General features: G+C 70.2%; 18 protein-coding genes. 10 read left to right on the plus strand and 8 right to left on the minus strand.

Translation table 11 applies throughout. From position 1 onward, the window contains the following. Nucleotides 1-58 precede the first annotated feature (58 nt). The 4 genes from Aple_RS37820 to Aple_RS37835 are packed head-to-tail and all read right to left on the minus strand — an operon-like array spanning nt 59 to nt 5,482. Nucleotides 59-1,321 carry a lipopolysaccharide biosynthesis protein gene (locus Aple_RS37820; RefSeq protein WP_155349570.1) on the minus strand — a complete coding sequence of 421 codons (1,263 nt, stop codon included), beginning with the start codon at nt 1,319-1,321 and terminating at the stop codon, nt 59-61. Further along, a complete protein-coding gene (gene asnB / locus Aple_RS37825) occupies nt 1,318-3,186 on the minus strand; it encodes an asparagine synthase (glutamine-hydrolyzing) (RefSeq protein WP_155349571.1) in 1,869 nt (622 codons plus the stop codon). The genes Aple_RS37820 and asnB overlap by 4 nt, the downstream gene beginning before the upstream one ends. After that, nucleotides 3,174-4,301 (minus strand): glycosyltransferase, encoded by a 1,128-nt coding sequence (locus tag Aple_RS37830; RefSeq protein ID WP_170321875.1) that lies wholly within the window; start codon nt 4,299-4,301, stop codon nt 3,174-3,176. The genes asnB and Aple_RS37830 overlap by 13 nt, the downstream gene beginning before the upstream one ends. A gap of 47 nt (nt 4,302-4,348) precedes the next feature. After that, nucleotides 4,349-5,482 carry a glycosyltransferase gene (locus Aple_RS37835; RefSeq protein ID WP_170321876.1) on the minus strand — a complete coding sequence of 378 codons (1,134 nt, stop codon included), beginning with the start codon at nt 5,480-5,482 and terminating at the stop codon, nt 4,349-4,351. 45 nt (nt 5,483-5,527) lie between these two features. On the opposite strand from Aple_RS37835, the gene Aple_RS37840 reads away from it, so the two are divergent. The 5 genes from Aple_RS37840 (at nt 5,528) to Aple_RS37860 (ending at nt 12,144) form a co-directional block, all read left to right on the plus strand. Beyond that, complete coding sequence (locus Aple_RS37840; protein WP_170321877.1) at nt 5,528-6,754, plus strand: hypothetical protein; 1,227 nt, start codon at nt 5,528-5,530, stop codon at nt 6,752-6,754. Between the two features lie 13 nt (nt 6,755-6,767). After that, nucleotides 6,768-7,901, plus strand: coding sequence for a glycosyltransferase (locus Aple_RS37845; RefSeq protein ID WP_246265029.1), 1,134 nt, complete (start codon nt 6,768-6,770; stop codon nt 7,899-7,901). Nucleotides 7,902-8,007: 106 nt separating this feature from the next. Beyond that, on the plus strand, nt 8,008-8,955 hold the full coding sequence (locus Aple_RS37850; protein WP_155349576.1) for an NAD-dependent epimerase/dehydratase family protein: 948 nt from the start codon (nt 8,008-8,010) through the stop codon (nt 8,953-8,955). Nucleotides 8,956-8,960: 5 nt separating this feature from the next. Beyond that, nucleotides 8,961-10,208 (plus strand): nucleotide sugar dehydrogenase, encoded by a 1,248-nt coding sequence (locus Aple_RS37855; RefSeq protein WP_155349577.1) that lies wholly within the window; start codon nt 8,961-8,963, stop codon nt 10,206-10,208. A 241-nt stretch (nt 10,209-10,449) separates the two neighbouring features. After that, nucleotides 10,450-12,144: an L-type lectin family protein gene (locus Aple_RS37860; RefSeq protein ID WP_155349578.1), complete on the plus strand. Its 1,695-nt coding sequence runs from the start codon at nt 10,450-10,452 to the stop codon at nt 12,142-12,144. Nucleotides 12,145-12,151: 7 nt separating this feature from the next. On the opposite strand, the gene Aple_RS37865 is transcribed toward Aple_RS37860, so the two are convergent. Both Aple_RS37865 and Aple_RS37870 read right to left on the minus strand, forming a co-directional pair. After that, nucleotides 12,152-12,910, minus strand: coding sequence for an SDR family NAD(P)-dependent oxidoreductase (locus tag Aple_RS37865; protein WP_155349579.1), 759 nt, complete (start codon nt 12,908-12,910; stop codon nt 12,152-12,154). A 9-nt stretch (nt 12,911-12,919) separates the two neighbouring features. Next, on the minus strand, nt 12,920-13,321 hold the full coding sequence (locus Aple_RS37870; RefSeq protein ID WP_155349580.1) for a carboxymuconolactone decarboxylase family protein: 402 nt from the start codon (nt 13,319-13,321) through the stop codon (nt 12,920-12,922). Between the two features lie 258 nt (nt 13,322-13,579). Here Aple_RS37870 and Aple_RS37875 point away from each other — a divergent pair, with 258 nt between their 5' ends. From Aple_RS37875 to Aple_RS37895, 5 genes are all read left to right on the plus strand, one after another. Continuing rightward, a complete protein-coding gene (locus Aple_RS37875) occupies nt 13,580-14,269 on the plus strand; it encodes a hypothetical protein (protein WP_155349581.1) in 690 nt (229 codons plus the stop codon). A gap of 47 nt (nt 14,270-14,316) precedes the next feature. Continuing rightward, nucleotides 14,317-17,286 (plus strand): AAA family ATPase, encoded by a 2,970-nt coding sequence (locus Aple_RS37880; RefSeq protein ID WP_155349582.1) that lies wholly within the window; start codon nt 14,317-14,319, stop codon nt 17,284-17,286. A gap of 209 nt (nt 17,287-17,495) precedes the next feature. Next, nucleotides 17,496-19,316: a M14 family metallopeptidase gene (locus Aple_RS37885; RefSeq protein WP_155349583.1), complete on the plus strand. Its 1,821-nt coding sequence runs from the start codon at nt 17,496-17,498 to the stop codon at nt 19,314-19,316. A 36-nt stretch (nt 19,317-19,352) separates the two neighbouring features. Further along, nucleotides 19,353-19,781, plus strand: a complete 429-nt coding sequence (locus tag Aple_RS37890) for a hypothetical protein (protein ID WP_218038710.1) — start codon at nt 19,353-19,355, stop codon at nt 19,779-19,781. A gap of 364 nt (nt 19,782-20,145) precedes the next feature. Then, complete coding sequence (locus tag Aple_RS37895) at nt 20,146-21,585, plus strand: S8 family peptidase (RefSeq protein WP_155349584.1); 1,440 nt, start codon at nt 20,146-20,148, stop codon at nt 21,583-21,585. A gap of 19 nt (nt 21,586-21,604) precedes the next feature. Here Aple_RS37895 and Aple_RS37900 read toward each other — a convergent pair whose 3' ends face one another. Continuing rightward, complete coding sequence (locus Aple_RS37900; protein ID WP_155349585.1) at nt 21,605-21,841, minus strand: hypothetical protein; 237 nt, start codon at nt 21,839-21,841, stop codon at nt 21,605-21,607. Nucleotides 21,842-22,002: 161 nt separating this feature from the next. Beyond that, on the minus strand, nt 22,003-23,538 hold the full coding sequence (locus Aple_RS37905; protein WP_155349586.1) for an aldehyde dehydrogenase family protein: 1,536 nt from the start codon (nt 23,536-23,538) through the stop codon (nt 22,003-22,005). Nucleotides 23,539-23,625 lie beyond the last annotated feature (87 nt).

Consider the following 23,625-nt stretch of genomic DNA (forward strand, 5'->3'; position numbering starts at 1 on the left):
GCCACGCGCGATCTTGCGGCGCCTTTTGCCGTCATTTTCATCGGCGGCGGCGGATGGTTTAGCCGGAGCGGGCCGGAACAAGGTCGGCGCGCCGGGGGAGCAGTTCCCGGGGGGCGGTCCTGGACGCCCGGACGAACCAGGTGAGTTCGATCACGGCGACCAGCGTGTACGCGGCCGTGGACGCCACCGCCGCGCCGACGGCGCCCCACTGCGGGATGAGCACGCCGTTGAGCACCAGGTTCACGCCCAGGGCGATGATCGAGATGGCGGTCATGGTCATCGGGCGCGACAGCCGTACCAGGAACTGCTCGACCGGTTTGAGCAGGGCGAGCATGATCGCGCCTGGCGCGAGCGCGAGCATGGGGGCGACGCTGGGCGTGTAGGCCGAGCCGTACACGAGCGGGATGAGGATCGGGGCGGCGGCGGCGAGGACGGCCACGACCGCGGTGGCGGTGAGCAGGTTGAGGCGCAGGGCGCGGGTGGTGGCCTGGCGGGCGCCGTCGCCGTCGGCGTCGGCCTGCCGCGCCAGGCTCAGCTGGCGTACGGCTTCCGCCGGGGCGGCGGCCAGCGAGAGCACGGCCACCGCCACCGTGTAAAGGCCCGCCTCGCGGGCGGAGGCGAGCGCGTTGAGCAGCAGCACGTCCACGGTGAGCAGCAGGTAGAAGGCCAGGCGGCCGGGGTGGTAACGCCCGGCCACGGCCAGCTGGCGCCGGGCCAGCCGAATCCTGCCGCGCAGTCGGCGCAGCTTGAGCGTGGCGGCGAGTAGCGCGAACGGCGCGGCCGTGGACAGCGTCCAGCAGACGATCACGGCGGTCACCGACGCCTTGCCGAGGGCGATCAGGACCAGCAGCGGCACGCACTGGGTCAGCCCGGTCAGCACCCAGGCCCGGTTGACCAGGCGCTGCCGGGAGCGCAGCAGCATGATGCCGTTGAGGTTGATCGCGGCCACCCCGAACGGCACCGCGAGGAGCGCCAGCGCGAGCAGCCCCGGCGAGGCGAGCGGCAGCACCAGGCTGGCGGCGAACGAGAGCATGGCGCAGATCGCGCCGATCGCCAGGCTGAGGAACAGCGAGTTGGCCAGCAGCGCGCGGCGTTTGCCGGCGTCCGGCCAGAAGGCGATCTGGGACTGCTGCAGGGACAGGTGGCCGAGCTGGATGGTGATCCCGGCCGTGGTGGCGACGACCGCGTACACGCCGCGGCTCTCCGGTTCCAGCGCGCGGGCGAGCAGCACCCCGGTGACCGCCGCGAGCCCCAGCCGGAGGACCTGGCTGGCGACGGTGTCCAGAGCCCGGCGCAGGCTGCTCATACGGGTGTTCTTCATACGGGTACGGCGGGCCGGTCGGCGGAGCGATGCCAGAGCTCCAGCTGGAGCAGCGTCCAGAGCCGGGTGGCGTGATCACGTCCCGCCATGTGCTCGGCGAGCATCCGGGACACCAGCTCGGGCTGGAAGATCCCCCGGGAGACCGCGGTGTGGTCGGTCAGCGTGTCGTGGGCGAGCTCGCGCAGCGAGGTGCGCAGCCAGGCGGCCAGCGGCACGCCGAAGCCCTTCTTGGGCAGGGCGAGCGTCTCGGCCGGCAGCCAGGGGGCCACGGCGGTGCGGAGCAGGTGCTTGGTCCTGCCCTTCCTGATCCGGAAGTGGTCGGGCAGCCCGGCCGCCCATTCCATCAGGTGGTGGTCGAGGAAGGGCGAGCGCGCCTCGATGGAGTGGGCCATGGTGCTGATGTCCGCCTTCACCAGGAGATCTCCCGGCAGGTAGGTGGAGATGTCGGCGTCCACGGCCCGGCCGAGCGTGGTCCCCGCGCGGGAGGCCGCGAACGCCTCGTCCACCAGGGCGGCGCTGTCCAGGTGCGCCAGCGCCGCGGCGACCTCGGGCGTGTAGAGCGCGCGCTTGGCCGCATGGTCGAAGCAGGTCATCAGGCCCGCGTAGCGCCGGGCGGGCGGCTGGCCGAGCGCGCGCAGGGCCCACCCGGCCTGGCGCGGCAGCGTGCCCGGGGAGCCCCGGGAGATCAGCGCCGCCCCGGCGGCGGCCAGCCTGCGCCCGAGCGCGGCGGGCGCCCGCATCCGGTCCAGCCGCGCCATCAGCAGGTGCCGCCGGTAACCCGCGAAACACTCGTCGCCGCCGTCGCCGTTGAGCACGACGGTCACGTGCTCGCTGCTCAGCTGGGCCACCGCGAGGCTCGGGATCGCCGACGCGTCGGCGAACGGCTCGTCGAAACTCCGGGCCACCTCGGCCACGGACTCGACGGCCGACGGCGTGATGACGTAGTCGCTGTGGTCGGTCCCGTACCGGGCGGCGACCGCCCGCGCGGGGCCGCGCTCGTCGAACCGGGGATCGGTGAAGCCGATCGTGAACGTGCGCACGGGCGCGTTGCTGACCCGGGCCATGGCCGCGACCACCGCCGCCGAGTCGAGCCCGCCGGACAGGAACGCCCCCACCGGGCGTTCCCCGGCCAGGCGCCGCCGCGTCGCCTCCAGCAGCAGCTCCCTGAGCCGCTCCGCCTCGCTGGCCTCGTCGCCGACCGGCCGGGGCGAGGCGTCCAGCCGCCAGTAGCGGCGGACCTCCGTACGGCCGTTTTGCCAGCTGAGCACGTGTCCGGGCGGGAGTTTCCGCACCCCGGCCACGATCGAGTGGGGGGCGGGCACGTAGCGGTAGGTCAGGTAGTGGTGCAGCGCGGCGAGATCCACCGAGCGCGGCACGTCCATCGCCTTCAGCTCGGAGGCGAAGGTCAGGGTCCCCCGGTGGTCGCGGTAGTAGAGCGGCTTCTTGCCGAGCCGGTCCCGGGCCAGCAGCAGCCGCTGCCGGGTGTCGTCCCACAGGGCGAAGGCGAACATGCCGCGCAGGCGGCGCACGAGGTCGTCGCCGTAGTCCTCGTACAGGTGGGTGATCAGCTCCGAGTCCGAGGAGCTGGCCAGCCGGTGGCCCTTCGCCAGGAGTTCGGCGCGCAGCTCGGGGAAGTTGTAGAGCTCGCCGTTGAACACGGCCGTGACGTCGCCGCGCTCGTTGCGCACCGGCTGCGCGCCCCCGGCCACGTCCATGATGGCCAGCCGGCGCATGCCGAGGCCGGCGGTCTCGCCGCAGTGGTAGCCGTCCCCGTCGGGCCCTCGGTGCACGAGCGCGTCGCACATGCGCCGGACCAACGCGTGGTCGGCCCCCGCCGAGGAGATATGTCCCGCTATTCCGCACATAGCCGCTCCAACTGCTCGCCGTACAGGCGGATGTGCTCGGCCACCAGCTGGTCGATGCCGAGCGTGGACTTGGCCCAGTTCCTGGCGGTCTCCCCGAGCCCGGGATGGGCGCCGCCGAGCACCTCGGTGATCGCCTGAGCCAGCGCGTCCGGGGCCTTCGGCGGCACCAGCAGCCCGCGCCTGGGCTCACCGCCGAGCAGTTCCGGCGTGCCGCCGACGGCGGTGGCGATCACCGGTCGCCCGGCTGCCATCGCCTCCATGACCGCGTTGCTCAGCCCCTCCACCAGCGACGGCAGCACCACGGCGTCGGCCCGGGCCAGCAGCGGCCGCACGTCCGCGACCGCGCCGAGGAACCGGGCGTCCACGCCCAGCCGCCCGGCCTCGCACTGCAGCGCGGCCCGCTCGGGCCCTTCCCCGGCGAGCGCCACCACGCAGCCGGTACGGCTCGCCGCCGCCAGCAGATCCCGATGCCCCTTCTCCGGCCGCAGGTTGGCGACACACGCGAGCACCGGCGCGCGGGCGTCCAGCGGGAGCGGCGGCACCGGGTCGAACGCGCTCGCCGGGAGCCCGTTGTAGACCACGGCGAGCTTGCCCAGCGTCAGCGATTCGGCGTGCGCCGCCCGGTTGGCCACCGCGTACGCATTGGCGATCACCAGGTCGGTCAGGCGGTTGGCCCCGCGCACGGCGGCCTTCAGCACCCGCCCGCCCGGGGGAGCCACGCTCCGCCGCCCGGACACCACGACCGGCACCCCGGCCAGCCGCCCCGCGGGCACCCCGAGCAGGTAACCCCTGGTCAGGAAGCAGTGCAGCACATCGGGCAGCTCCCGGCGCAGCAGCGCCACCAGCCGCCCCAGCGCCCACCCGTTCGCCGCCGCCGTCCACGGCGCCCCGCCTATTCGTCTCAGCCCGAGCCGCACCACCCGGACGCCCCGATCATGGAGTTCCCGCTCACGCGGCCCGCCTTCGAACAGCACCAGCACGGTGACGTCGACGCCCTCGTCCCGCAGGCCCGCGGCCAGCAGGACCAGCTGTTTCTCGGTTCCGCCCCGCCCGAGCTGGTCGATGAGCAGGCAGACCCGGCGGACGCGGGCCGGAGCCCTGGTCAAGATCGGCATATCGCGCAGGGTAGTCCAGCGGTCGCGCACCGCCATGAACGCGCGAGCTATCTGCAGGACAGCAGTTGGCCATAGATGCTCAAATGCCGGTCCACGGTCACCTCGGCGTGCAGATGCTCCCAGCTCCACGTCTGCGCGGCGGCGGCCAGCGCGGCGGCGCGCGCGGGGTCGCGGAGCAGCCGTTCCAGCGCGCCGGCCAGGGCCTCGGCGTCCCCGGGCGGGACCAGCAGGCCACGGCCGGTCAGCAGTTCTGGGATGCCGCCGACCGCGCTGGCGGCCACCGGCACCCCGGCCGCCATCGCCTCCATCACGGCGATCCCGAGCGGTTCCGACAGCGACGGATGGGCGACCACATCGGCCCGCGCCAGCCAGCGCCCCACGTCCGGCCGCGCGCCGAGCAGCCGCAGGTCCAGCCCGAACGCCCGCGCCTGCACGGTCAGCGCCTCCCGCTCTGGGCCCTCGCCGAGCACGATCACCGTGCAGTCCAGGCCGCGCTGCTTCAGCAGGGCCGCCGCGCCGACCAGGACGCTGTGCCCCTTCCACCGGTACAGGTTCCCAACCGCAAGGATCACTGGCCGCTCGGTGGCGAGCTGGGCGGGGACATGCCGGGCGAAGGCCGCGGCCGAAAGCCCGTTGTAGGCGACCCCGATCTTGGTCGCGGGCGTCCTCGTCACCCGGCCGACCTGCCGGGCCAGCTCCTGGCTGACCGCGACCAGATGATCGGCGCGCTTGCTGGCCCACCGGTCGAGCACGCGCATCAGCGCCGACAGCCGGTGCTGGTCGGGCGCGGTGTGACGGCCGGCCACCAGGACCCGCACCCGGGCCGGTCGGGCCAGCGCGGCGGCGGCCACATAGCACTGGAACAGGTGCGCGTGCAGCACGTCCGGGCGGGTCCGCCGCAGGTAGCGCACCATCCGGACGCAGGCCCGCAAGCTGGCGGGCAGCGCGCGCCAGCCGTGCCGCAGGAATGTGCGGAAGCCCAGGTCCACGACCGGGATGCCCGCCTGGCGCAGGTGCGCCTCGCGCGGCCCGCCGCCGAACATCACCAGGACCTCGCTGCGCACCCCCCGGGCCTTCAGCTCTCTGGCCAGCAGCACGACCTGGTGTTCCGCACCACCTGAGCCGAGATGACCGATGAGCTGAACCACCATGTCGGGACGGCGCGGATAGTTACGGAGCATGACCGTGATAGTACTCAGCGTGATCATCGGTGCAAGGAGGTCGGCGTGGAGTTCGTGGTGGTGGGGTTGGTGGCGGTGCTGCTCACCTGGATGGTGTGGGCCTGCTTCCCTAGACATGGGGCGGTGAAGAAACACGTGGCGGTGAAGGTGCTGCCGGTCCTGCTGGTGGCGCTCGCCGTCCGGCTGATCGTGCACACCCTGGTGATCAGGGCGGACCTGCTCGGGTACGGCGGCGACAACCTCACCTACGAAGCCTGGGCCACCGACATCGCGCGGTACTGGGATATGTCGGGCTTCCGCTTCGTCACCGCCGCCGAGATGAGCAATCTCCACGCGGTGGCCGTGCCGTGCAACCTGTTCGCCCTGGTCATCGCCTTCTGCGGCGGCCCGGCGCCGCTGGCCTGCACGGCCGTGGTGGGTCTGGTGGCGTGCGCGCTGTGCGTGGTGCTCTACCGGGCCGCGCTGCTGGTGGGCGCGGACGAGCGGGCAGCGTTCCGGCTGCTGGTGCTGGCCGCCTACATGCCGTCGTTCCTGTTCCACACCTCGGACACGTTCAAGGACGGCATCAACGCGTTCCTCGTGGTGTTCTCCCTCTATCTGGTCCTGTCCCATCTGCACCGCTTCGACGTGCGCAAGCTGCTGCTGCTGGCGCTGGCGTTGTGGACGCTGTGGCACGTGCGGCCCTACATGGTGTTCATGTGCGCGCTGCCGCTCGCGGTCGGGCTGCTGCGGTCGCGGCGGGCGATGGGGATCGGCCTGGTGGCGGCGGTGGCCGGGCTGCTCATGCTGCAGGGGCCGCCGCTGGACGTCATGCGGCAGCAGCTCGATCGCGGCCAGTCCATGCTCGTCCGGCAGGCCAACGCGGGCGGCGGCTCCGGGGTGCTGTTCGCCGACGGCGGCGACCCGTGGGCGGCCATCGGCCCGAAACTGCTCTACACCGTGTTCTCGCCGTTCCCGTGGGCCGAGGGCAGCCTGGTCTTCCAGCTCGGCAAGATCGAGACCCTGCTCTGGTACGTGCTGCTCGTGCTGGCCGCCGTCGGGGCCCGGCGGCTGTGGCGCCGAGATCCGCGCCTGCTGCTGATCCTGGCACTCTTCCTGCTTCCGGCGACCCTCGCGTACGCGACGACGATGGCAAACGTAGGCCTAATCCTTCGCCAGCGCATGCCAATCGTCATGGTCACGAGCCTGTTGTCGGCCCTGGCGTGGACCAAACTTCCGGCCGGGCCACAACAACCGGCCCCCAAGGAGCACGCGGAGGCCGTACATGGGTAAGCGGATCAGGGTCATGAGGGTGATCGCGCGGATGAACGTGGGCGGTCCCGCGCTGCAGGCGGTGACGCTGCTCAACCACCTCGACCCGGCCCGGTTCGAGCAGCGCATCTACACCGGCGCGCTGGCCCCGGGCGAGGGCGACTACCTGGACCTGCGCGGGCAGGGCGCGGCGGCGATCCGGGTGCCGGGGCTCGGCCGCTCGATCGGGCCCCGCGACGACGTCCGCGCGCTGGCCCGGCTGGTTCGCGAGATGCGCGCGTTCCGGCCGCACATCGTGCACACCCACACCGCCAAGGCGGGCGCGCTCGGGCGGGTCGCCGCCACCATCGCCCGGGTGCCCGCCCGCGTGCACACCTTCCACGGGCACCTGCTGCACGGCTACTTCACCGGGCCGAAACGGGCAGCGATGATCGCGACCGAGCGCGGCCTGGCCCGGCTCAGCCACCGCCTGGTCGCGGTCGGCGAGCAGGTCCGCGACGACCTGCTCGCGGCCGGCATCGGGCGGCCGGAGAAGTTCACGGTGCTGCCCCCGGGCACCCGCGTGCCGCCGCTGCCGCCGCGCCGGCAGGCCCGGGTCGAACTCGGGCTGCCGCAGGACGTGCCCGTGGTCGCCTTCATCGGCCGGATCACCCAGGTCAAACGCCCCGACCGGTTCCTGGAGGCGGCCCGCCTGATCCGGGGCACGGTGCCGGACGCGCACTTCGCCGTGTGCGGGGACGGCGACCTCGCCGACACGCTGCGCGGCGTGCCCGGGCTGCGCCTGCTCGGCTGGCGGCCCGACCTGGAGACTGTGCACGCGGCCGCCGACCTGGTCCTGCTCACCTCCGACAACGAGGGCACCCCGCTGTCGCTGATCGAGGCCGCGCTGTCCGGCGTGCCGTGCGTGGCCACCCGGGTCGGCAGCGTGCCCGAGGTGGTCGCGGACGGCGCCACCGGGCTGCTCACCGGCTGCGACAGCCGGGAGCTGGCGGCGGCGGCGATCCTGCTGCTCACCGACCGGGACCTGGCCGACCGGCTGGGCCGGGCCGCCGCCGCCCGGGCCGAACGCCTCTTCGGCATTCCGCGTTTCGTGGACGACGTGCGCGCGCTTTATGAGGACCTTTATCAGCACAACCCGGTCCTGGCGGATATTTCCGGCGCACGCTGAATGGCAATTTCGCCGCCAGGCGACACGGAAATCGCGGTACACGCATTTCCGCGACCCCGGTCCTAAAGTGATCTCGAATATCGATCACATGCCATTGGGGTGGGATATGCGAGTGCTGATCACCGGTGGCGCGGGATTCATCGGGGCGAATCTCTGCGCTTTTCTGACGGGATTTCCCGGCGTACGCGGGGTGGTCGCGCTGGACGATCTGAGCACGGGGAGCGCCGCCAACCTGGAGGGCAGCTCGGCCGAACTCGTCGAGGGCTCGATCCTGGACCGGCCGCTGCTCGACCAGCTGGCCGCCGCCGCCGACACGGTGGTGCACCTGGCCGCCAGGCCGTCCGTGCCCAGATCGCTGGCCGACCCGGTGGCCAGCCACGACGTCAACGCGACCGGGACGATGAACGTGCTGGAGGCGTGCCGCGCCAGCGGCGCGCACCTGATCCTCGCCTCGTCCTCCTCGGTGTACGGCGACACCGAGGTGACGCCCAAACACGAGGACCTGGCCACCCGCCCGCTCAGCCCGTACGGCGCGAGCAAGCTGGCGGCCGAGGCGTACACGCTGGCCTACGGCTCCTCGTTCGGCCTGCCGGTGCTGCCGCTCCGGTTCTTCAACGTGTACGGCCCGCTGCAGGCCGCCGGGCACGCGTACGCCGCCGTGATCCCCGCCTTCGTGGACGCGGCGCTGCGCGGCGAGCCGGTCACCGTGCACGGCGACGGGGAGCAGACCAGGGACTTCACCTACGTCGGCACGGTCGTGCGGCTGCTGGCCGACGCGGCCCTGCGCCGGGTCACCAGCCCGGCCCCGGTCAACCTGGCCTTCGGCACCCGGATCACGGTCAACCACCTGGTGACCCTGATCGGCGAGATCCTCGGGAAGCCACCGGCGACCCGGCACGTGCCCGCCAGGGTGGGCGACGTGCGCCACTCGCAGGCCGCCTGTGACCAGCTCACCAGGCTGTTCCCGTCCGTCGACCCGGTGCCGCTGGGCGATGGTCTGAAGCACACGGTGGCCTGGTTCGAACGAACTCTGACTACCGCTGGGACGGTGTGAAGAACATGCGCAAACTCATGGTCATCGGGCAGGGCTATGTCGGCCTGCCGCTAGCCGTGCGGGCCGCCGAGGTCGGTTACGACGTGACCGGGGTGGACGTCGACATCTGCCGGGTCAAGCTCCTCAACGCGGGCGAGTCCTTCGTGGAGGACGTGTCCTCGCCGCGGCTGGAGGCGGTCCTGGAGGCGGGGCGCTACCGCGCGGTGCTGGACCCGGCCGAGAGCCCGGACTTCGACGTCTGCGTGATCACGGTGCCGACGCCGCTCCGGGACGGCGCGCCCGACCTCAGCCACATCGTCTCGGCCGGCCGGTCCATCGCGCCGCTGCTGCGGCCGGGCCGCACGGTCGTGCTGGAGTCCACCACCTATCCGGGCACCACCGAGGAGCTCCTGCAGGAGATCCTGGAGGACGGCAGCGGGCTGCGCGCGCCGGAGGACTTCCACCTCGGCTACAGCCCGGAGCGGATCGACCCGGGCAACCCGCACTGGGGGCTCGCCAACACGCCGAAGATCGTGTCGGGGGTGTCGGAGTCCTCGCTGCGGGCGGTGGCGGAGTTCTACGGCTCCGTCGTGGAGCGGGTCGTGCCGGTGTCGGGGACCCGGGTCGCCGAGCTGTCCAAGCTGCTGGAGAACACCTTCAGGCACGTCAACATCGCGCTGGTCAACGAGCTGGCGGTGTTCGCCGCCGAGCTGGGCATCGACGTGTGGGAGTCCATCGACGCGGCGTCCACCAAGCCGTTCGGCTACCTGCGGTTCGTGCCGGGGCCGGGGGTGGGCGGGCACTGCCTGCCGATCGACCCGTCGTACCTGTCGTGGAAGGTGAAGCGGTCGCTGGGGCACAACTTCCGGTTCGTGGAGCTGGCCAACGACGTCAACGAGCACATGCCCGACTATGTGGCGCATCGGGTGATGCTGGGGCTGAACCAGCGGGGGCTGGCGATGCGGGGGAGCCGGGTGCTCCTGCTCGGCATGGCGTACAAGAAGAACACCGGGGACGCGCGGGAGTCGCCCGCGGCGGAGGTGGCCAAGCGGCTGCGGCGGCTCGGCGCGGACGTCGCGGCCGTGGATCCCTACGCGGAGCCGCCGGCCGGGGTGGAGCCGGTCGAGTTGACCGCCGCCGAGCTGCGCAGGGCCGACGCGGTGGTGCTGCTCACCGACCACGACGTGTTCGACTACGCCCTGGTGGAGGAGCACGCGGCCTACGTTTTCGACACCCGCCGCCGTTGCCAGGGGGACAACGTGGAGTTGCTGTAGCTGGATTCCCGTCAAGAATTCCCCAAGTGAAGCGGATATAGAGCCATTTGTCCCGAGTTGGCTTATGTTTCCTTTGGGTCGGAACTGCCGATACATGTCGTGAACGCCTGTCCGTGCCCGACATCGGCTTTCTGAGGAAAATCTCCGTCGATTAGAGGAGTACGCGCGGCCGGTCGTGCGGATTTCTCAAAATCGGGGGAAAGCTATGGATATCGGACGTTCGCGTCCGCGGAGAGCGCAGGTGGTCGGCCGCATCGCGGCCGCCACCGTGCTCGCCGGCCTCAGCGTGACTGTCACGACCTCGCCCGCGTCGGCGGCGCAGCTCCGCTTCGAGTCGTTCGCCGGCGCCAGGATCTCCTCCAGCGGCTGGGTGATCGGCAGCTCCCGGGGCGCCGACAGTCCGTGCGCCACGGCCACCACCGCCACCGTGGCCGGCTTCCTCCCGGCCTGCCGCGAGGTCGTGGCCGGAAAGGGGAAGCCGGACCCCGACGGCGGCGGCGCGTTCCGCCTCACCGACAACAGCAGCTTCAACGCCGGCTCGCTGCTGCTGGACAAGCCGATCAAGGCCGACCGCGGGGTCACGTTCGAGTTCGACATGTACCAGTACAAGGGCAAGCCGCCCACCGACAAGTTCGGCGCGCGCGGCGCGAACGGCATCGCCTTCTGGATCGTGGACGGCGCCGAGACCAAGGTGGACCCCGGTGAGGCCGGCGGCGGTCTCGGCTACAAGGGCTTGTCCGGTGCGTTCGTCGGCATCGGCTTCGACGAGTTCGGTAACTTCTCCAGCACCCCCGGCGGCCCCGGCGGACCCGGCCTCAAGCCGAACAGCGTCGCCGTCCGCGGCTCCGCCGCGGCCGGGTATGACTACATCTCCGGCAAGTCGCTCGATCCGGCCACCCATCCGCTCGCCATCGACGCGGCCACCCGGCGGGCGGACGCCAAGCGCCACGTCACCGTCGACATCAACTCCAGCAACGTCATGAACGTCCGGATCAACTTCAATGACGGCAAGGGCCCGACGCCGGTCGTCACCGACCTCGACCTGGACAAGCTGCCCGGCCAGGAGCCGCTGCCCAAGACCCTGAAGGTCGGCTGGGCCGCCGCGACCGGCAACGCGGCGGCGGTGCACGAGATCGGCGGCTTCTCCGCCCGCACGCTCGGCGCCGACCTGAAGCTGAACGTGACCGACAACGGTCCCTGGCAGGGCGGGGAGACCGGGGCGTACAACCTGGACGTCGTCGTGAACCCGAACCTCGGCTGGTCCGAGGACCCGGTCAAGCTGAACTGGACCGTCCCGGCGGGGGTCACCGCGACCGCGGCCAAGGGCGACGGGTGGGCCTGCACGATCGCGGGCCGGGTCGTCGCCTGCACCAGCGTGACGCAGATCGCGCCCGGCGCGCACTATCCGCCCGTCAAGGTCGATGTGGCGCTCGGCACGTCCGTCTCCGGCAGCGCCGTCGCCACCGGCGCCATCGAGGCTGGCCTGGGCGACACCAAGGTGACCAGCACGGTCTCGGTGAAGCCCGCCGACCTCAAGCCGGTCGTGGGCAAGCCGGTCGTGAAGATCTCGTCCAGCCCGAACCCGTACGTGGCGGGGGGCAGGTTCACCTACACCGCCTCGGCCGCCAACCCCGGCTCCGGTGCGATGAACGACGCCAGCATCGCGGTCACCTGGCCGCCCGCGTTCAAACCGCTGAAGTGGAAGTGCACCGCGACCGGCGGCGCCGTCTGCCCCGCCGCGGCAGGCACGGGCGACATCGACATCACGGTCGACCTGCCCGCGGGCGGCGCGCTGACCTACACCCAGGTCTGCACGATGCCGGTGGGCGTCGTCACGTCGTTCACCGCCTCGGTCGCGGTCGTGGCGCCCGGCAGCGGCTGCACCGCCGACAAGCCGTGCGTCGCCGCCGAGACCAACAAGCCGCCGCTCTATTAGCGCGCTCTCAGCGGAACCTGCGGCCCAGCCGGGTGGAGATCTTGGCGATCTGGTTCTGCGGGAGCAGCCGCCCCACGCTCACGATCGCCTTGTACCGCAGGCTGGGCACGCTGACCACCTTGCCGAGCGCGAGGTCGCGCATCGAGGCGCGGACCACGTCATCGGCGGCCAGCCAGAGGAAGCCCGGGATGCCGGAGGTGTCCATGTGGGCCCGCTGGTGGAACTCGGTCCGCACGAAACCGGGGCACAGCGCCATCACCCGCACGCCTGACCCGGCCATTTCGGCCGCGACCGAGCCGCTGAAGTTGACCACCCACGCCTTGCTCGCGCTGTAGGTCCCCCGGGAGAAGAACGCCGCCACCGAGGCGACGTTGATCACTCCGCCCCGGCCCTTCTCCGCCATGCCCGGCAGCGCGGCGTAGGTCAGCCGCAGCACCGCCTCGCAGTGCACCCTGAGCATGGTCAGCTCGGCTTCCACCGGGACCTTGAGGAACTCGCCGGGATGGCCGAACCCGGCGTTGTTGACCAGCAGGTCGACCCCTTGGGCGAGGCGATCCTCGACCGCCGTCAGGCCCGCGTCGGTGGACAGGTCGGCGGGCAGGGTCTCGACCGTGACGCCGTACCGGCGGCGTAGGGCGGCGGCGTCGGCGGCGAGGCGGTCCCGGTCGCGGGCGACCAGCACCAGCGAGAAGCCGTCGCCGCCGAGGCGGCGGGTGTAGGCCGCGCCGATTCCCGCGGTGGCGCCGGTGATAAGTGCGGTGGGCATGGCGGCAGCTTATTGATCCGCGTCCAGGGTGCGCGCGATGATCTCCTCGACCTGGTCGTTCAGCTTCGCGCCGCGGGTCCAGCCCGCGTAGTGGGTGAGGAAGACCACCATCTCCCGCAGTTCGGCCGCGGTCAGGTCACCGCCGCGCAGCGCCGCGTCGAGCTGGGTGCCGAGCGCGTCGTCCAGGCCCTGGCCGAGGAGCAGGCCGACCAGCAGCAGGCGCCGCTCCCGCATCGACAACACGCCGCGCCCCCAGACTTGGGCGAAGAGGTGCTCGACCGTCATGGCGAAGAAGTCGCCGGGCGCGTCGCCGACGTGCTCCCAGCCGTAGACCCGCTTCATGATCTCCATTCCGCGCGTCCGCAGGTCGCCCAGGTCTTGCCCGACCCCGCCGACCTCATGTTCGCTCATCTATGACTCCCAGGTTGTTGTCTCCATCCTCAGCCCGATTACGCCCCAGGGCCAGGCGGAAAAGATGTTTTATACTTCAACCAAACCCGGGTTTCCGCATGCTGTGATCATGTAACAAGTCGAGCTAAGATCTGGGCAAGATTTGGTCAAGTTTTCCCAGATGTAACAAGCTCCGCGTGAGATGGATACTGGGAAAACGGGCACTACTACCTCGTAGACCCGCAAAGCGGAGGTATGGCCCAGGTGAAAAGATCGCGGGTGCGTATCACAGGACTGGTGTCCCTCGCGGCGGGTGCGCTCGTCGCTGGACTCGCCGGATGTGGTGGCTCCCAGTTCACGTATGTCCGTGACAACGAGGGCGAGACCTATTTCAAGGTTCCGGCCTCCTGGTCAAAGGTCGACCACAAACCCATCCAGCAGATCCTCTATGGCGAGGATCCCAATTCCGAGAGCGCCCGCATGCGCGCGCAGTTCGTCTGGACGGCCGCCTTCGACGGTGACGCCGCCAGCCCTGGCGCGCAGCATTTCATCCCCCTCGGCGTCAGGGCCGAGGAACCGTTCGTGTACTCCGTGGTTCAGCCGCTCACCGAAGAGCAGCGAGACACCATGTCGCTGAACACGCTGCGCAACTGGGTGTGGCCGGTGACCAAGTCGCTGCGTGACCAGGTCACGCAGACGAACCCGGAGTTCCCCCTGCAGAACTTCGAGCTGCTCGCCGACGAGGTGCTCGAGCCCGGGGATGGCGCCAGCGGTGTGCACGTCCGCTTCAACTACCAGCTCGGGCCGAAGGGTGAGACGCACACCTTCGACCTCACCGGGTATCTGAACGCGGGCAACACCAAGGTCTCCGTCCTGCTCGTCCGCTGCTCGGCGACCTGCTACCGCCAGCGTGCCACCGAACTGGACGGGATCACCCAGTCATTCAAGATCAGGAAGTCGCTCGGGTAAGGAGCCCACCTTGTCCATCGATCAGAAACCCGGGTGGTGACGCTGCCATGAAGTCGGCCACCCGACCGGAATACGAAGGGCTCCGCCCCCCAGGTACGGGCCCTGACGACCGGGACCCGAAGACCCGCAAGAAGATGGCCTTCTGGGACCGCTCGAAGATCATCATCTTCCTGGCCGTGGCGTTCCTGCTGCTCAGCTTCAAGACATTTGGCGAGTACGAGGGCATCATGACCCTCCAGGACGCCTTCTACGAGCAGGCCGCCGCCACCCCGTGGATTCTCTGGCTGATCGGCGTCGACGCGCTCCGCCAGGTGCACTTCCTGATCAGCGAGCGATCCGCCGGATACCACCGCTTCTGGACCAAGGGCGTCTTCGGCGGCTTCGAGCGATGGACCCACCGCACCTTCAGCGACTGGGGCAGGTTCCGGCTGGCCCGGGTGATCAAGTGGGCGTTCTGGATCACGCTCCTCGCCTTCATCCTGGCCGAGCTGCTGCCCAACGACCCGACGCCGATCCAGGCGCTGTTCCAGGCTCCGGCCCTGGTGTGGTCGTGGCTGCCGATGATCATCCAATACAGCATGATCCTGGTGTTCGTCGTGCTGCAGTTCGTGGTCATCTTCTGGTTCCTGTCCCGGGGCGGGATGGAGACCTACTTCCCCGACGACATCAAGACCCGCTTCTCGGATGTCTGGGGCCAGGACCACGTGGTCGAGCGGGTCAAGGAGAACATCGTCTTCCTGGAGCGGCCCGACGAGATCGAGCAGCGCGGCGGCTACGTGCCAAGCGGCCTGCTGCTGTGGGGCCCGCCCGGGACCGGCAAGACCCTGATGGCCGAGGCGGTCGCGGGGGAGACCGGCAAGCCGTACGTGTTCGTGGATCCGGGCGCGTTCGTGAACATGTTCATGGGCATCGGCATCCTCAAGGTCAAGTCGCTCTTCCGCAAGCTGCGCAAGCTGGCCCTGCGGTACGGCGGCGTGATCGTCTTCTTCGACGAGGCCGACTCGCTCGGGCGCCGCGGCTCGCTGGCCCAGCAGGGCCCGCAGACCGGGCCCGGCATGTCCGGCGCGTTCGGGAAGGCCGACTGCAACGGGCACGCCTACCTGTCCGGCGACACGCTCTCCGAGCTGGCGAGCGCGTTCACGCCGCCCGAGGAGCCGAAATCCCGCCGGAACATGTTCATGATGGGCGGCATGGGCGGCGGCGGCGGTGACATGGGCACCCTGCAGGCCCTGCTCACCGAGCTGTCCGGCCTGAAGAAGCCGCGCGGCATCATCAACCGGCACGTACGGCGCCTGCTCGGCATGCGCCCCAAGCCGCCGCCCAAATACCGCATCCTCGTCATGATGGCCACCAACATGCCCAACGCGCTGGACGAGGCGCTGCTGCGGCCCGGCCGGATCGACCGCATCTACAAGGTCGGCTACCCCTCCAAGGCCGGTCGGAAGCGTACCTACGAGGGCTACTTCGGCAAGGTCAACCACGAGCTCACCGACGCGCAGATGGAGAAGCTGGCCACCATCACGCCGTACGGCACCGGCGCGACGATCAAGGACCTGGTCAACGAGTCCCTGATCACCGCCATCCGGGACGGCCGCGAGGTGATCACCTGGCAGGACGTGATCAAGGCCAAGCACCTCAAGAAGCTCGGCCCGCCCGAAGGCGTCGAGTATGTCGAGCGCGAGCGGCACGCCACCGCCGTGCACGAGGCCTGCCACGCGGTCATGGCCGTCCGGGTCCAGCACAACCTGGAGATCGACCTGGCCACGATCGAGAAGGGCTCGTACTACCTGGGCATGGTGTCCCAGATCCCGGTGGAGGACCAGTTCACCGAATGGCGCTCCACCTACGAGGCGGACATCCTGGTCTCGCTCGCCTCGCTGGCGGGGGAGCGGCTGTTCTTCGGCGACGACAACTCCTCCGGAGTCTCGGGCGACCTCACCAGCGCCACGCTGGTCGCCGGGCACATGGAGTCGCACTGGGGGATGGGCGCGGGGATCGCCTCGCTGCCCGCTCTCCAGCAGATGGGGATCGGATACGGCAGTCCGGACCAGCGCAGGCGCGGCGGCCCTTCGTCGATCGGCTTCCTCGCCGAGGACCTGGGCTCCAAGGAGGACCGGATCGCGCCCAACGCGCTCGGCATGCGGATCGAGTTCACCCTCTCCCGCCTGCTGGAGAAGGCCGAGGAGATCCTCCGGGAGAACCGGGAGGAAGTGCTCGCGGTGGCGCACGCGCTCGAGACGTACAAGACGCTCAGCGGCGACGACGTCAAGGCGGTCATGGAGGGCGTGCAGGGCACGGTCGTGAACGGCGCGGTCTACAAGGACGTGCAGTTCATCGAGGAGATCGAGGCCTACCACGAGGCGGCGCTGCGGGCGCACCTGGAGCACGGCGTCTCGATGTTGCCGCTGCCGGTGGCGCGGCCGGTGCTCCAGCTGGAGCCGGTGCCCGTCGCGGTCGGCGGCCCCGGTCTGGGCACTCCGCCGCCGAGCTTCGCCACCGCCGAGATCGTGAAGGTCAACGGCAACGGCGGGCCGGTGGCCGAGGCGGCGCCGCCCGAGTTCGTGCCGTGGAACGGCGGCGCGCAACCGCCGCCTCCGCCACCCGGGTACGCGCCGGGGTACGCACCTGGGTATGCGCAGCCGTATCAGGCGCCGCCGGCGGAGGAGACCAAGTCGCGTGGCATGCTGTGGGCGCTGCTCGGGGCCTCGCTGGCGCTGGCGGTGTTCGTGGTCGTGCTGGTCGTGACCTTCGGCAGCGGAATCACGCCGGAGTCGGGCGAGATGCCCTCGGGCGGGTTCACGGCGGGCACGGCGATCGCCTTCCTGGTCGGGTTCCTGGTGTTCGCCGGGTTGGTGGGCGCCATGGTCGCGGTGCTGCGGGCGCAGCAGGCGACGCGCAAGCGCGCGGAGGAGGCCCGGGATCGGGCCAACGAGCGGGCGCAGCTGCTGGCCGCGGCGATGGAACCCGATGTGGCCATGCGGCTGCTCGGGTACGACGGCAGGGACAAGCCGGTCTGACCCTTGTTTCTTTGACAGCTGTTTCTTTGACAGCCCGGTCGCCCTAGGGAGGCCGGGCTTTGTCATTGAAAAATCACAGTATTGGGGGAGAAGTCCAGCGATCTGACTCTGTGGCTTAACTATCTTGACTTATGGTCATGTGGCGCACTTGAACGACGGGTGCCTCCATCCCACTTTGTGGACAAGTCCGCGGATGGAGGTCAAAAAGGGTGAAACGCGTCTTAACGGGGTTCGTGCTGTTCGTTGTGTTCTGCGCATGGGCATTCACCGGCGCCGGCGCGGCACAGTCGGCGGCGGAGCCGCTGCCCAACCGGCAGTATCTGGTCTCAGGGGCGAGCACGCAGCCCCAGCGCAGCGACATCGCCGCCACCGGCGCGGCCATCGACGAAGTGGCGGCGACCTCGGTCGTGGTCACCGCCACCGAGGCCGAGGTCGCCGCGATCCGGCAACTCGGCTACACCGTCACCGTCCTCGCTCCCAAACTCGGCCCCCAGGTGCCGCAGCCGCTGGACTTCCCGGCGGCCGACAGCGCCTATCACAACTTCGCCGAGATGACGGCGGTGGTGAACCAGGTGGTCGCCGACCATCCCGGGATCGCCAGGAAGATCAGCTACGGCACGTCGTACCAGGGCCGGGACCTGATGGCCGTCAAGATCAGCGACAATGTGGCCGCCGACGAGAACGAGCCCGAGGTGCTGTTCACCGCGCACCAGCACGCGCGCGAGCACCTGACCGTGGAAATGGCGATCTACCTGCTCAACCTCCTCACCGACAACTACGGCACCGACTCCCGGATCACCGACATCGTGAACGGCCGGGAAATCTGGATCATGCCCGACCTCAACCCAGACGGCGGCGAGTACGACATCGCCACCGGCTCCTACCGCTCCTGGCGGAAGAACCGCCAGCCCAACACCGGCTCCACGGCCGTCGGCACCGACCTCAACCGCAACTGGGGCTACCAGTGGGGCTGCTGCGGCGGCTCGTCCGGTACGACCTCCAGCGAGACCTACCGCGGCCCTTCGGCCGAATCCGCCCCCGAGGTCAAGGCCGTCGCCGACTTCGTCAGAAGCCGGGTCGTCGGCGGCGTCCAGCAGATCAAGTCCACCGTCGACTGGCACACCTACGGCGAACTGATCCTCTGGCCGTACGGCTACACGACCGCGAACACCGCGCCCGGGCTGACCCAGGACGACCGCGACGCGCACGCGGCGCTCGGCCAGAACATGGCCTCCACCAACGGATACACCCCCGAGCAGGCCAGCGACCTCTACATCACCGACGGTTCCATCGACGACTGGATGTGGGGCGTCTACAAGATCTTCGCCTACACCATCGAGATGTATCCGGTCAGCTCCAGCCCGGGCTTCTACCCGCCGGACGAGCAGATCGTCCCCCAGACCACCCGCCTGCGCGAGGCCGTGCTGCGGTTCCTCGAATACTCCGACTGCGTCTACCGGATCATCGGCAAGGAGGTCCAGTACTGCAACGCCACCCCGCCGACGGTCGTCTACACCGACACGTTCGAGACCGCCACCGGCTGGACGACCAACCCGCTCGGCACCGACACCGCCACCTCCGGCCAGTGGCAGCGGGCCGATCCGGCGGCCACCACCTCCAGCGGGGCCAAGCAGCTAGGCACCACCGTGAGCGGCACGTTCGACCTGGTCACCGGCGCTTCGGCGGGAACCGCCGCGGGCGACTTCGACGTGGACGGCGGGGTGACGTCGATCCGGTCGCCGTCCATCACGCTGCCCGCTTCCGGAACCCTGACCCTGTCGTTCTCGTGGTATCTCGCGCACGGGTCCAACTCCTCCAACGCCGACTACCTGCGGGTGTTCGTCAACGGCACCCAGGTGTTCCAGCAGCTCGGGGCGGCCAGCAACCGCAACGGTGCCTGGGCGACCGGGACCGCGAACATCTCGGGCTTCGCCGGGCAGAATGTGCAGATCATGGTGCAGGCCGCCGACGCCTCGACCGCCTCACTGGTCGAGGCCGGGATAGATGACATGAAGATCACACAGCAGTGATAGACGTCGCCGCGATGCGGTGAAACTGTGACATGTGTGGCAGCTGACCGGGTCCGTGGGACCGAACGGGAACTCGCTGTTCTCCTGCGGACCGGTCCGTTCGAACGGGCGCTCCGGGCCGCCATCGCGGCCCGGGGGCTGTCCCTGGAACGGCTGCACGTGCGCCTCGCCGAGCGCGGGGCGCAGGTCAGTCTGGCGAGCCTGAGCAACTGGCAGCGGGGTCGGTCCCGGCCGGAGCGGTCGTCGTCGCTGGTGGCGGTCGGGGAGCTGGAGGTGATCCTCGGGCTGCCCGCGCACTCACTGGTGACCCTGCTGGGCCCGCGCCGACCGCGCGGACGGTGGCTCGCCGACGACCCCACCGCGCAGCGCAAGGAACTACGGGAACTGGTCGAGTCCCTGGCCGACCACGAACTGCCGACTGTACTCGCCGTCCTGCGCGCCCTCCGCTCGTCAGATCGAAAATGACATACGACCTAATTCAGCCGGAAATTTCCTGGAAGCTCGTGACTCGCTGCCCAGGAAAGGACCCTCGATGCGCCCCTCAACGCACCGATCCCCCCAAGCCGTCCCACGCCGGTTCCCGCGCACGTGGAGCTCTTCGCGCTCTTGGATCGTTCCGCGCTCTTGGAGCTTTTCGCGCATTTGGACGTCTCCGCGCTTCTGGGGCTCTCCGCTCTCTTGGTGGTCTTCGCGCTCTTGGGGCTTTCCGGAACCACGGAGATCGGGCGGGGCGGGGCGGAGCCCCGAGGTAGATCAAAGGGCTGGGTGGGTGGGAGAACCACCGTCTCGTTCTTCGCGAGTCGTAGCAGTCGTGCTAGCCGCCGCTCTGATGGGGGTGTCGTTAGCGACCCCCGCGTCCGCCGCCGCCATCCTTGGGGCGGACTCACCTGAGGCGATCGCCGGAAGTTACATCGTGGTCCTGAAGGATCCGCGCGAAGGCGACGTCCGGGCGCAGTCCCGTGACCTCGTCGCCGAGAACGGCGGCCAGGTCAGGAACGTCTACCAGCGGGCGCTCAAGGGCTTCTCGCTCCGGGCCTCCGCCGCTCAGGCCAGGCGGCTCGCCGCCGACCCCGACGTGGCCTACGTCGAGCAGGATCGGGTCATCACCCTCGACACCGACCAGCCCAACCCGCCCTCCTGGGGCCTCGACCGCACCGATCAGCGGGCGCTCCCCCTCAACAACCGCTACTCGTACGCGACGACCGCCGCCAACGTCACCGCGTACATCATCGACACCGGAATCCTTACCACCCACCAGGACTTCGGTGGCCGCGCCACCTCCGGCCGGGACCTGGTCGACAACGACGCCGACGCCACCGACTGCAACGGCCACGGCACCCACGTCGCCGGCACCGTCGGCGGCGCCACCTACGGCATCGCCAAGGGCGTCCGGCTGGTCGCCGTCCGCGTCCTCGACTGCAGCGGCCGGGGCTCCACCGCGGGCGTCATCGCCGGGATCGACTGGGTCACCCAGAACGCCGCCAAACCCGCCGTCGCCAACATGAGCCTCGGCGGCTCCGCCAGCCAGGCCCTCGACACCGCCGTCACCAACTCCATCAACTCCGGCGTCGTGTACGGCCTGGCCGCGGGCAACAGCAACGCCAACGCCTGCAACTCCTCCCCGGCCCGCGTCCCGGCCGGCATCACGGTAGGTGCCACCACCCGCACCGACGCCCGCGCCACCTACTCCAACTTCGGCCCCTGCCTGGACATCTTCGCCCCCGGCACCGACATCGTCTCCGCCTGGCACACCTCCACCACCGCGAAGAACACCATCAGCGGCACCTCCATGGCCACCCCGCACGTCGTAGGTGCCGCCGCCCTCCTCCTCTCCACCACCCCCACAGCCACCCCCCAGCAAATCCGCGACACCCTCATCTCCAACGCAACCCCCGGCAAGATCACCTCCCCAGGCACCGGCTCCCCCAACACCCTCCTCCACACCCCAACCGACACCCCAACCCCCTCCGCAACCCCAACGGCGACCCCAACGGCGACCCCGACAGCAACCCCGACGGCGACCCCAACCGCGACCCCGTCTGTGACCCCGTCTGTGACTCCGTCCGCGTCACCATCGCCCACCCCGTCACCCCAGCCCTGCTTCCGCGCGGCCAACAGCACCCACGCCTCCGCCGGCCGCGCCACCGTCCGCTTCTTCTTCCTCACCTACGCCAACGGCTCCGGCCAATACCTCGGCACCACCGGCACCACCACCTCCCTCCGCCAAACCCGCCCGAACTACTGGATCAAGGTCGCCACCTGCGGCTGACCATCGACCGCCTGGCCTATCAGCCGGGACAAGAGACGGTCCGGCGGGCGGCCGGGGCAGCGCAGGCGAGGCTGGTGAGCAGTGCCACCAACACACACCCGCCCGAGGTCACGAGCAGCACCGCCCAGGGGACCGCCACCCTCACGGCGGACACGAGCGGCCGCAACGCCGCCGTGACCGCGGCGAGGGTGACGGTGGTTACTCCACCAGCGAGCATGGCGTCGGCTACACCGACCAGCGCGGCCTCGTGTGTCACGATGAGCAGCACCTGCTTACGGGTTGTCCACGCGCGTTTCCGCAGGTCGGGATATCCACTGGTGCGAAAGTGGCACCTTTGGCGCCGGTGCGGTGAGAAGTGGTGCGGGCGTAAACGGCGCCGGATAACGGCGAGTAGCCGGAAAGTCGTTCTTGGTTCGGTTAGAGGCGGAAGCCGGTGTCGGGGACGATCTCGGCGACGTCCATCTGGGCTTTTTGGAGGTGGCCGGAGTAGTCCCAGTTCATGGCCTGCCAGCGGGTGAACTGGTCGAGGACCCACATGCCGGACTGGCGGCTGCCGTTGCCGGATTTGCCGTTGCCGCCGAAGGGGAGGTGGGCCTCGGCGCCGGAGGTGGAGTTGTTGACGCTGAGCATTCCGGCGGAGACGGCTTCGCGGAAGCGGAACGCGGAGGTGGGGTTGGTGGTGTAGATCGAGGAGGACAGGCCGTAGCCGGGCTTGTTGGCGAGGTGGATGGCCTCGTCGAGGGTTTCGAAGGTGGTCACGCCGACGATGGGGCCGAAGGTCTCTTCCAGGAACAAGCGGTCGTCGGGGCGGACGCCGTCGACGACGACGGGGTGATAGTAGAGGCCGCCTTCGCCGGTGAACTCACCCCGGGGGCTGGATTCAGTGATCTTGCCGGTGGGGCCGGTGAGAACCTCGTGGTGGGGTTCGACCCAGGTCAGGTACTCCTCGAACCGGTCGGCGAACTTGTGATCCAGCAGCGGGCCGCAGATCACGTCGCCGGTCGGGTCGCCGATCGACGCGGCCCGCACGGCCGCCGTGTAGCGGGCCACGAAGTCATCGTGGATGGATTCGTGCACGATGACCGTGCCGAGTGAGGTGCAGCGCTGGCCGGCCGTACCGAATCCGGCGAAGAGCGCGCCCTCGACGGCGAGATCGAGATCCGCGTCCGGCATGATCACCATCGGGTTCTTGCCGCCGAGCTCCAGGCAGGGCGACTGCAGGTGCCGCCCGCACAGCTCGCCGATCTTGCGCCCCACCTCGGAGGACCCGGTGAACCCGACCTTCTGCACCGAACCCTCATCCAGCGCCTGGTCCAGCCCGGCGAAGGTGGCCGCGCCGTCCGCGAACACGATGTTGAGCACACCGTCGGGCAGTCCGGCCGCCGCGAACAGCCGGTAGAGGGCGTGCGCGGAAGCGGCCGCGTACTCAGCGGGCTTCCAGACGATCGCGTTTCCGCACAACAGCGCAGGAACCAGATACCAGGATGGCACCGCCACCGGGAAGTTCCCGGCCGTGACGATCACAGCCACTCCCACCGGAACACGGAACGTGAACAGGCTCTTGTCCGGCATCTCCGACGGAACCGTCTGCCCGTACAGCCGCCGCCCCTCGCCCAGGAAGAAATCGCAGGTGTCCACGATCTCCCGGACCTCGCCCAGCGCCTCCGCGTACGGCTTGCCGATCTCGTCGGTCACCAGCCGGGCCAGCGTCTCCGCGTTCTCCTCGACCAGCCGCCCGATCGACGCGATCACCCGCCCGCGCACCGGCGCGGGCACCTTCGCCCACTCCCGCTGCGCCCCGGCCGCGACCCGGCAGGCCCCCGCGAACGTCTCCGCGTCCGCCAGCCCCACCTCCGCCACCACCTGCTCCACCCGAGCCGGACTGACCGACTTGTACGGCGTCGCGGCCTGGCTGTCCTTACCACCGATGACGGAAACGATGTGGCGGGTCATCGTTGACCTCCAAAATCCTTCGCGAAGGGCGCTTGCCTACAGAGTATTTCCGTCAGCCGCGTATTTCCTCAGCCATGTATTCCACGG

It is taken from the genome of Acrocarpospora pleiomorpha, assembly GCF_009687885.1.
Classification (GTDB): Bacteria; Actinomycetota; Actinomycetes; order Streptosporangiales; family Streptosporangiaceae; genus Acrocarpospora; species Acrocarpospora pleiomorpha.

Bases quoted from the DNA above. Each gene is read 5' to 3' on its own strand.
- Aple_RS37880 (WP_155349582.1), top strand. From the start codon at position 14,317: ATGAAGTCGGCCACCCGACCGGAATACGAAGGGCTCCGCCCCCCAGGT.
- Aple_RS37895 (WP_155349584.1), top strand. From the start codon at position 20,146: ATGGGGGTGTCGTTAGCGACCCCCGCGTCCGCCGCCGCCATCCTTGGG.
- Aple_RS37830 (WP_170321875.1), bottom strand. From the start codon at position 4,301: ATGCCGATCTTGACCAGGGCTCCGGCCCGCGTCCGCCGGGTCTGCCTG.
- Aple_RS37905 (WP_155349586.1), bottom strand. From the start codon at position 23,538: ATGACCCGCCACATCGTTTCCGTCATCGGTGGTAAGGACAGCCAGGCC.
- Aple_RS37820 (WP_155349570.1), bottom strand. From the start codon at position 1,321: ATGAAGAACACCCGTATGAGCAGCCTGCGCCGGGCTCTGGACACCGTC.
- Aple_RS37845 (WP_246265029.1), top strand. From the start codon at position 6,768: ATGAGGGTGATCGCGCGGATGAACGTGGGCGGTCCCGCGCTGCAGGCG.
- Aple_RS37855 (WP_155349577.1), top strand. From the start codon at position 8,961: ATGCGCAAACTCATGGTCATCGGGCAGGGCTATGTCGGCCTGCCGCTA.
- Aple_RS37850 (WP_155349576.1), top strand. From the start codon at position 8,008: ATGCGAGTGCTGATCACCGGTGGCGCGGGATTCATCGGGGCGAATCTC.
- Aple_RS37865 (WP_155349579.1), bottom strand. From the start codon at position 12,910: ATGCCCACCGCACTTATCACCGGCGCCACCGCGGGAATCGGCGCGGCC.
- Aple_RS37870 (WP_155349580.1), bottom strand. From the start codon at position 13,321: ATGAGCGAACATGAGGTCGGCGGGGTCGGGCAAGACCTGGGCGACCTG.
- asnB (WP_155349571.1), bottom strand. From the start codon at position 3,186: ATGTGCGGAATAGCGGGACATATCTCCTCGGCGGGGGCCGACCACGCG.
- Aple_RS37835 (WP_170321876.1), bottom strand. From the start codon at position 5,482: ATGCTCCGTAACTATCCGCGCCGTCCCGACATGGTGGTTCAGCTCATC.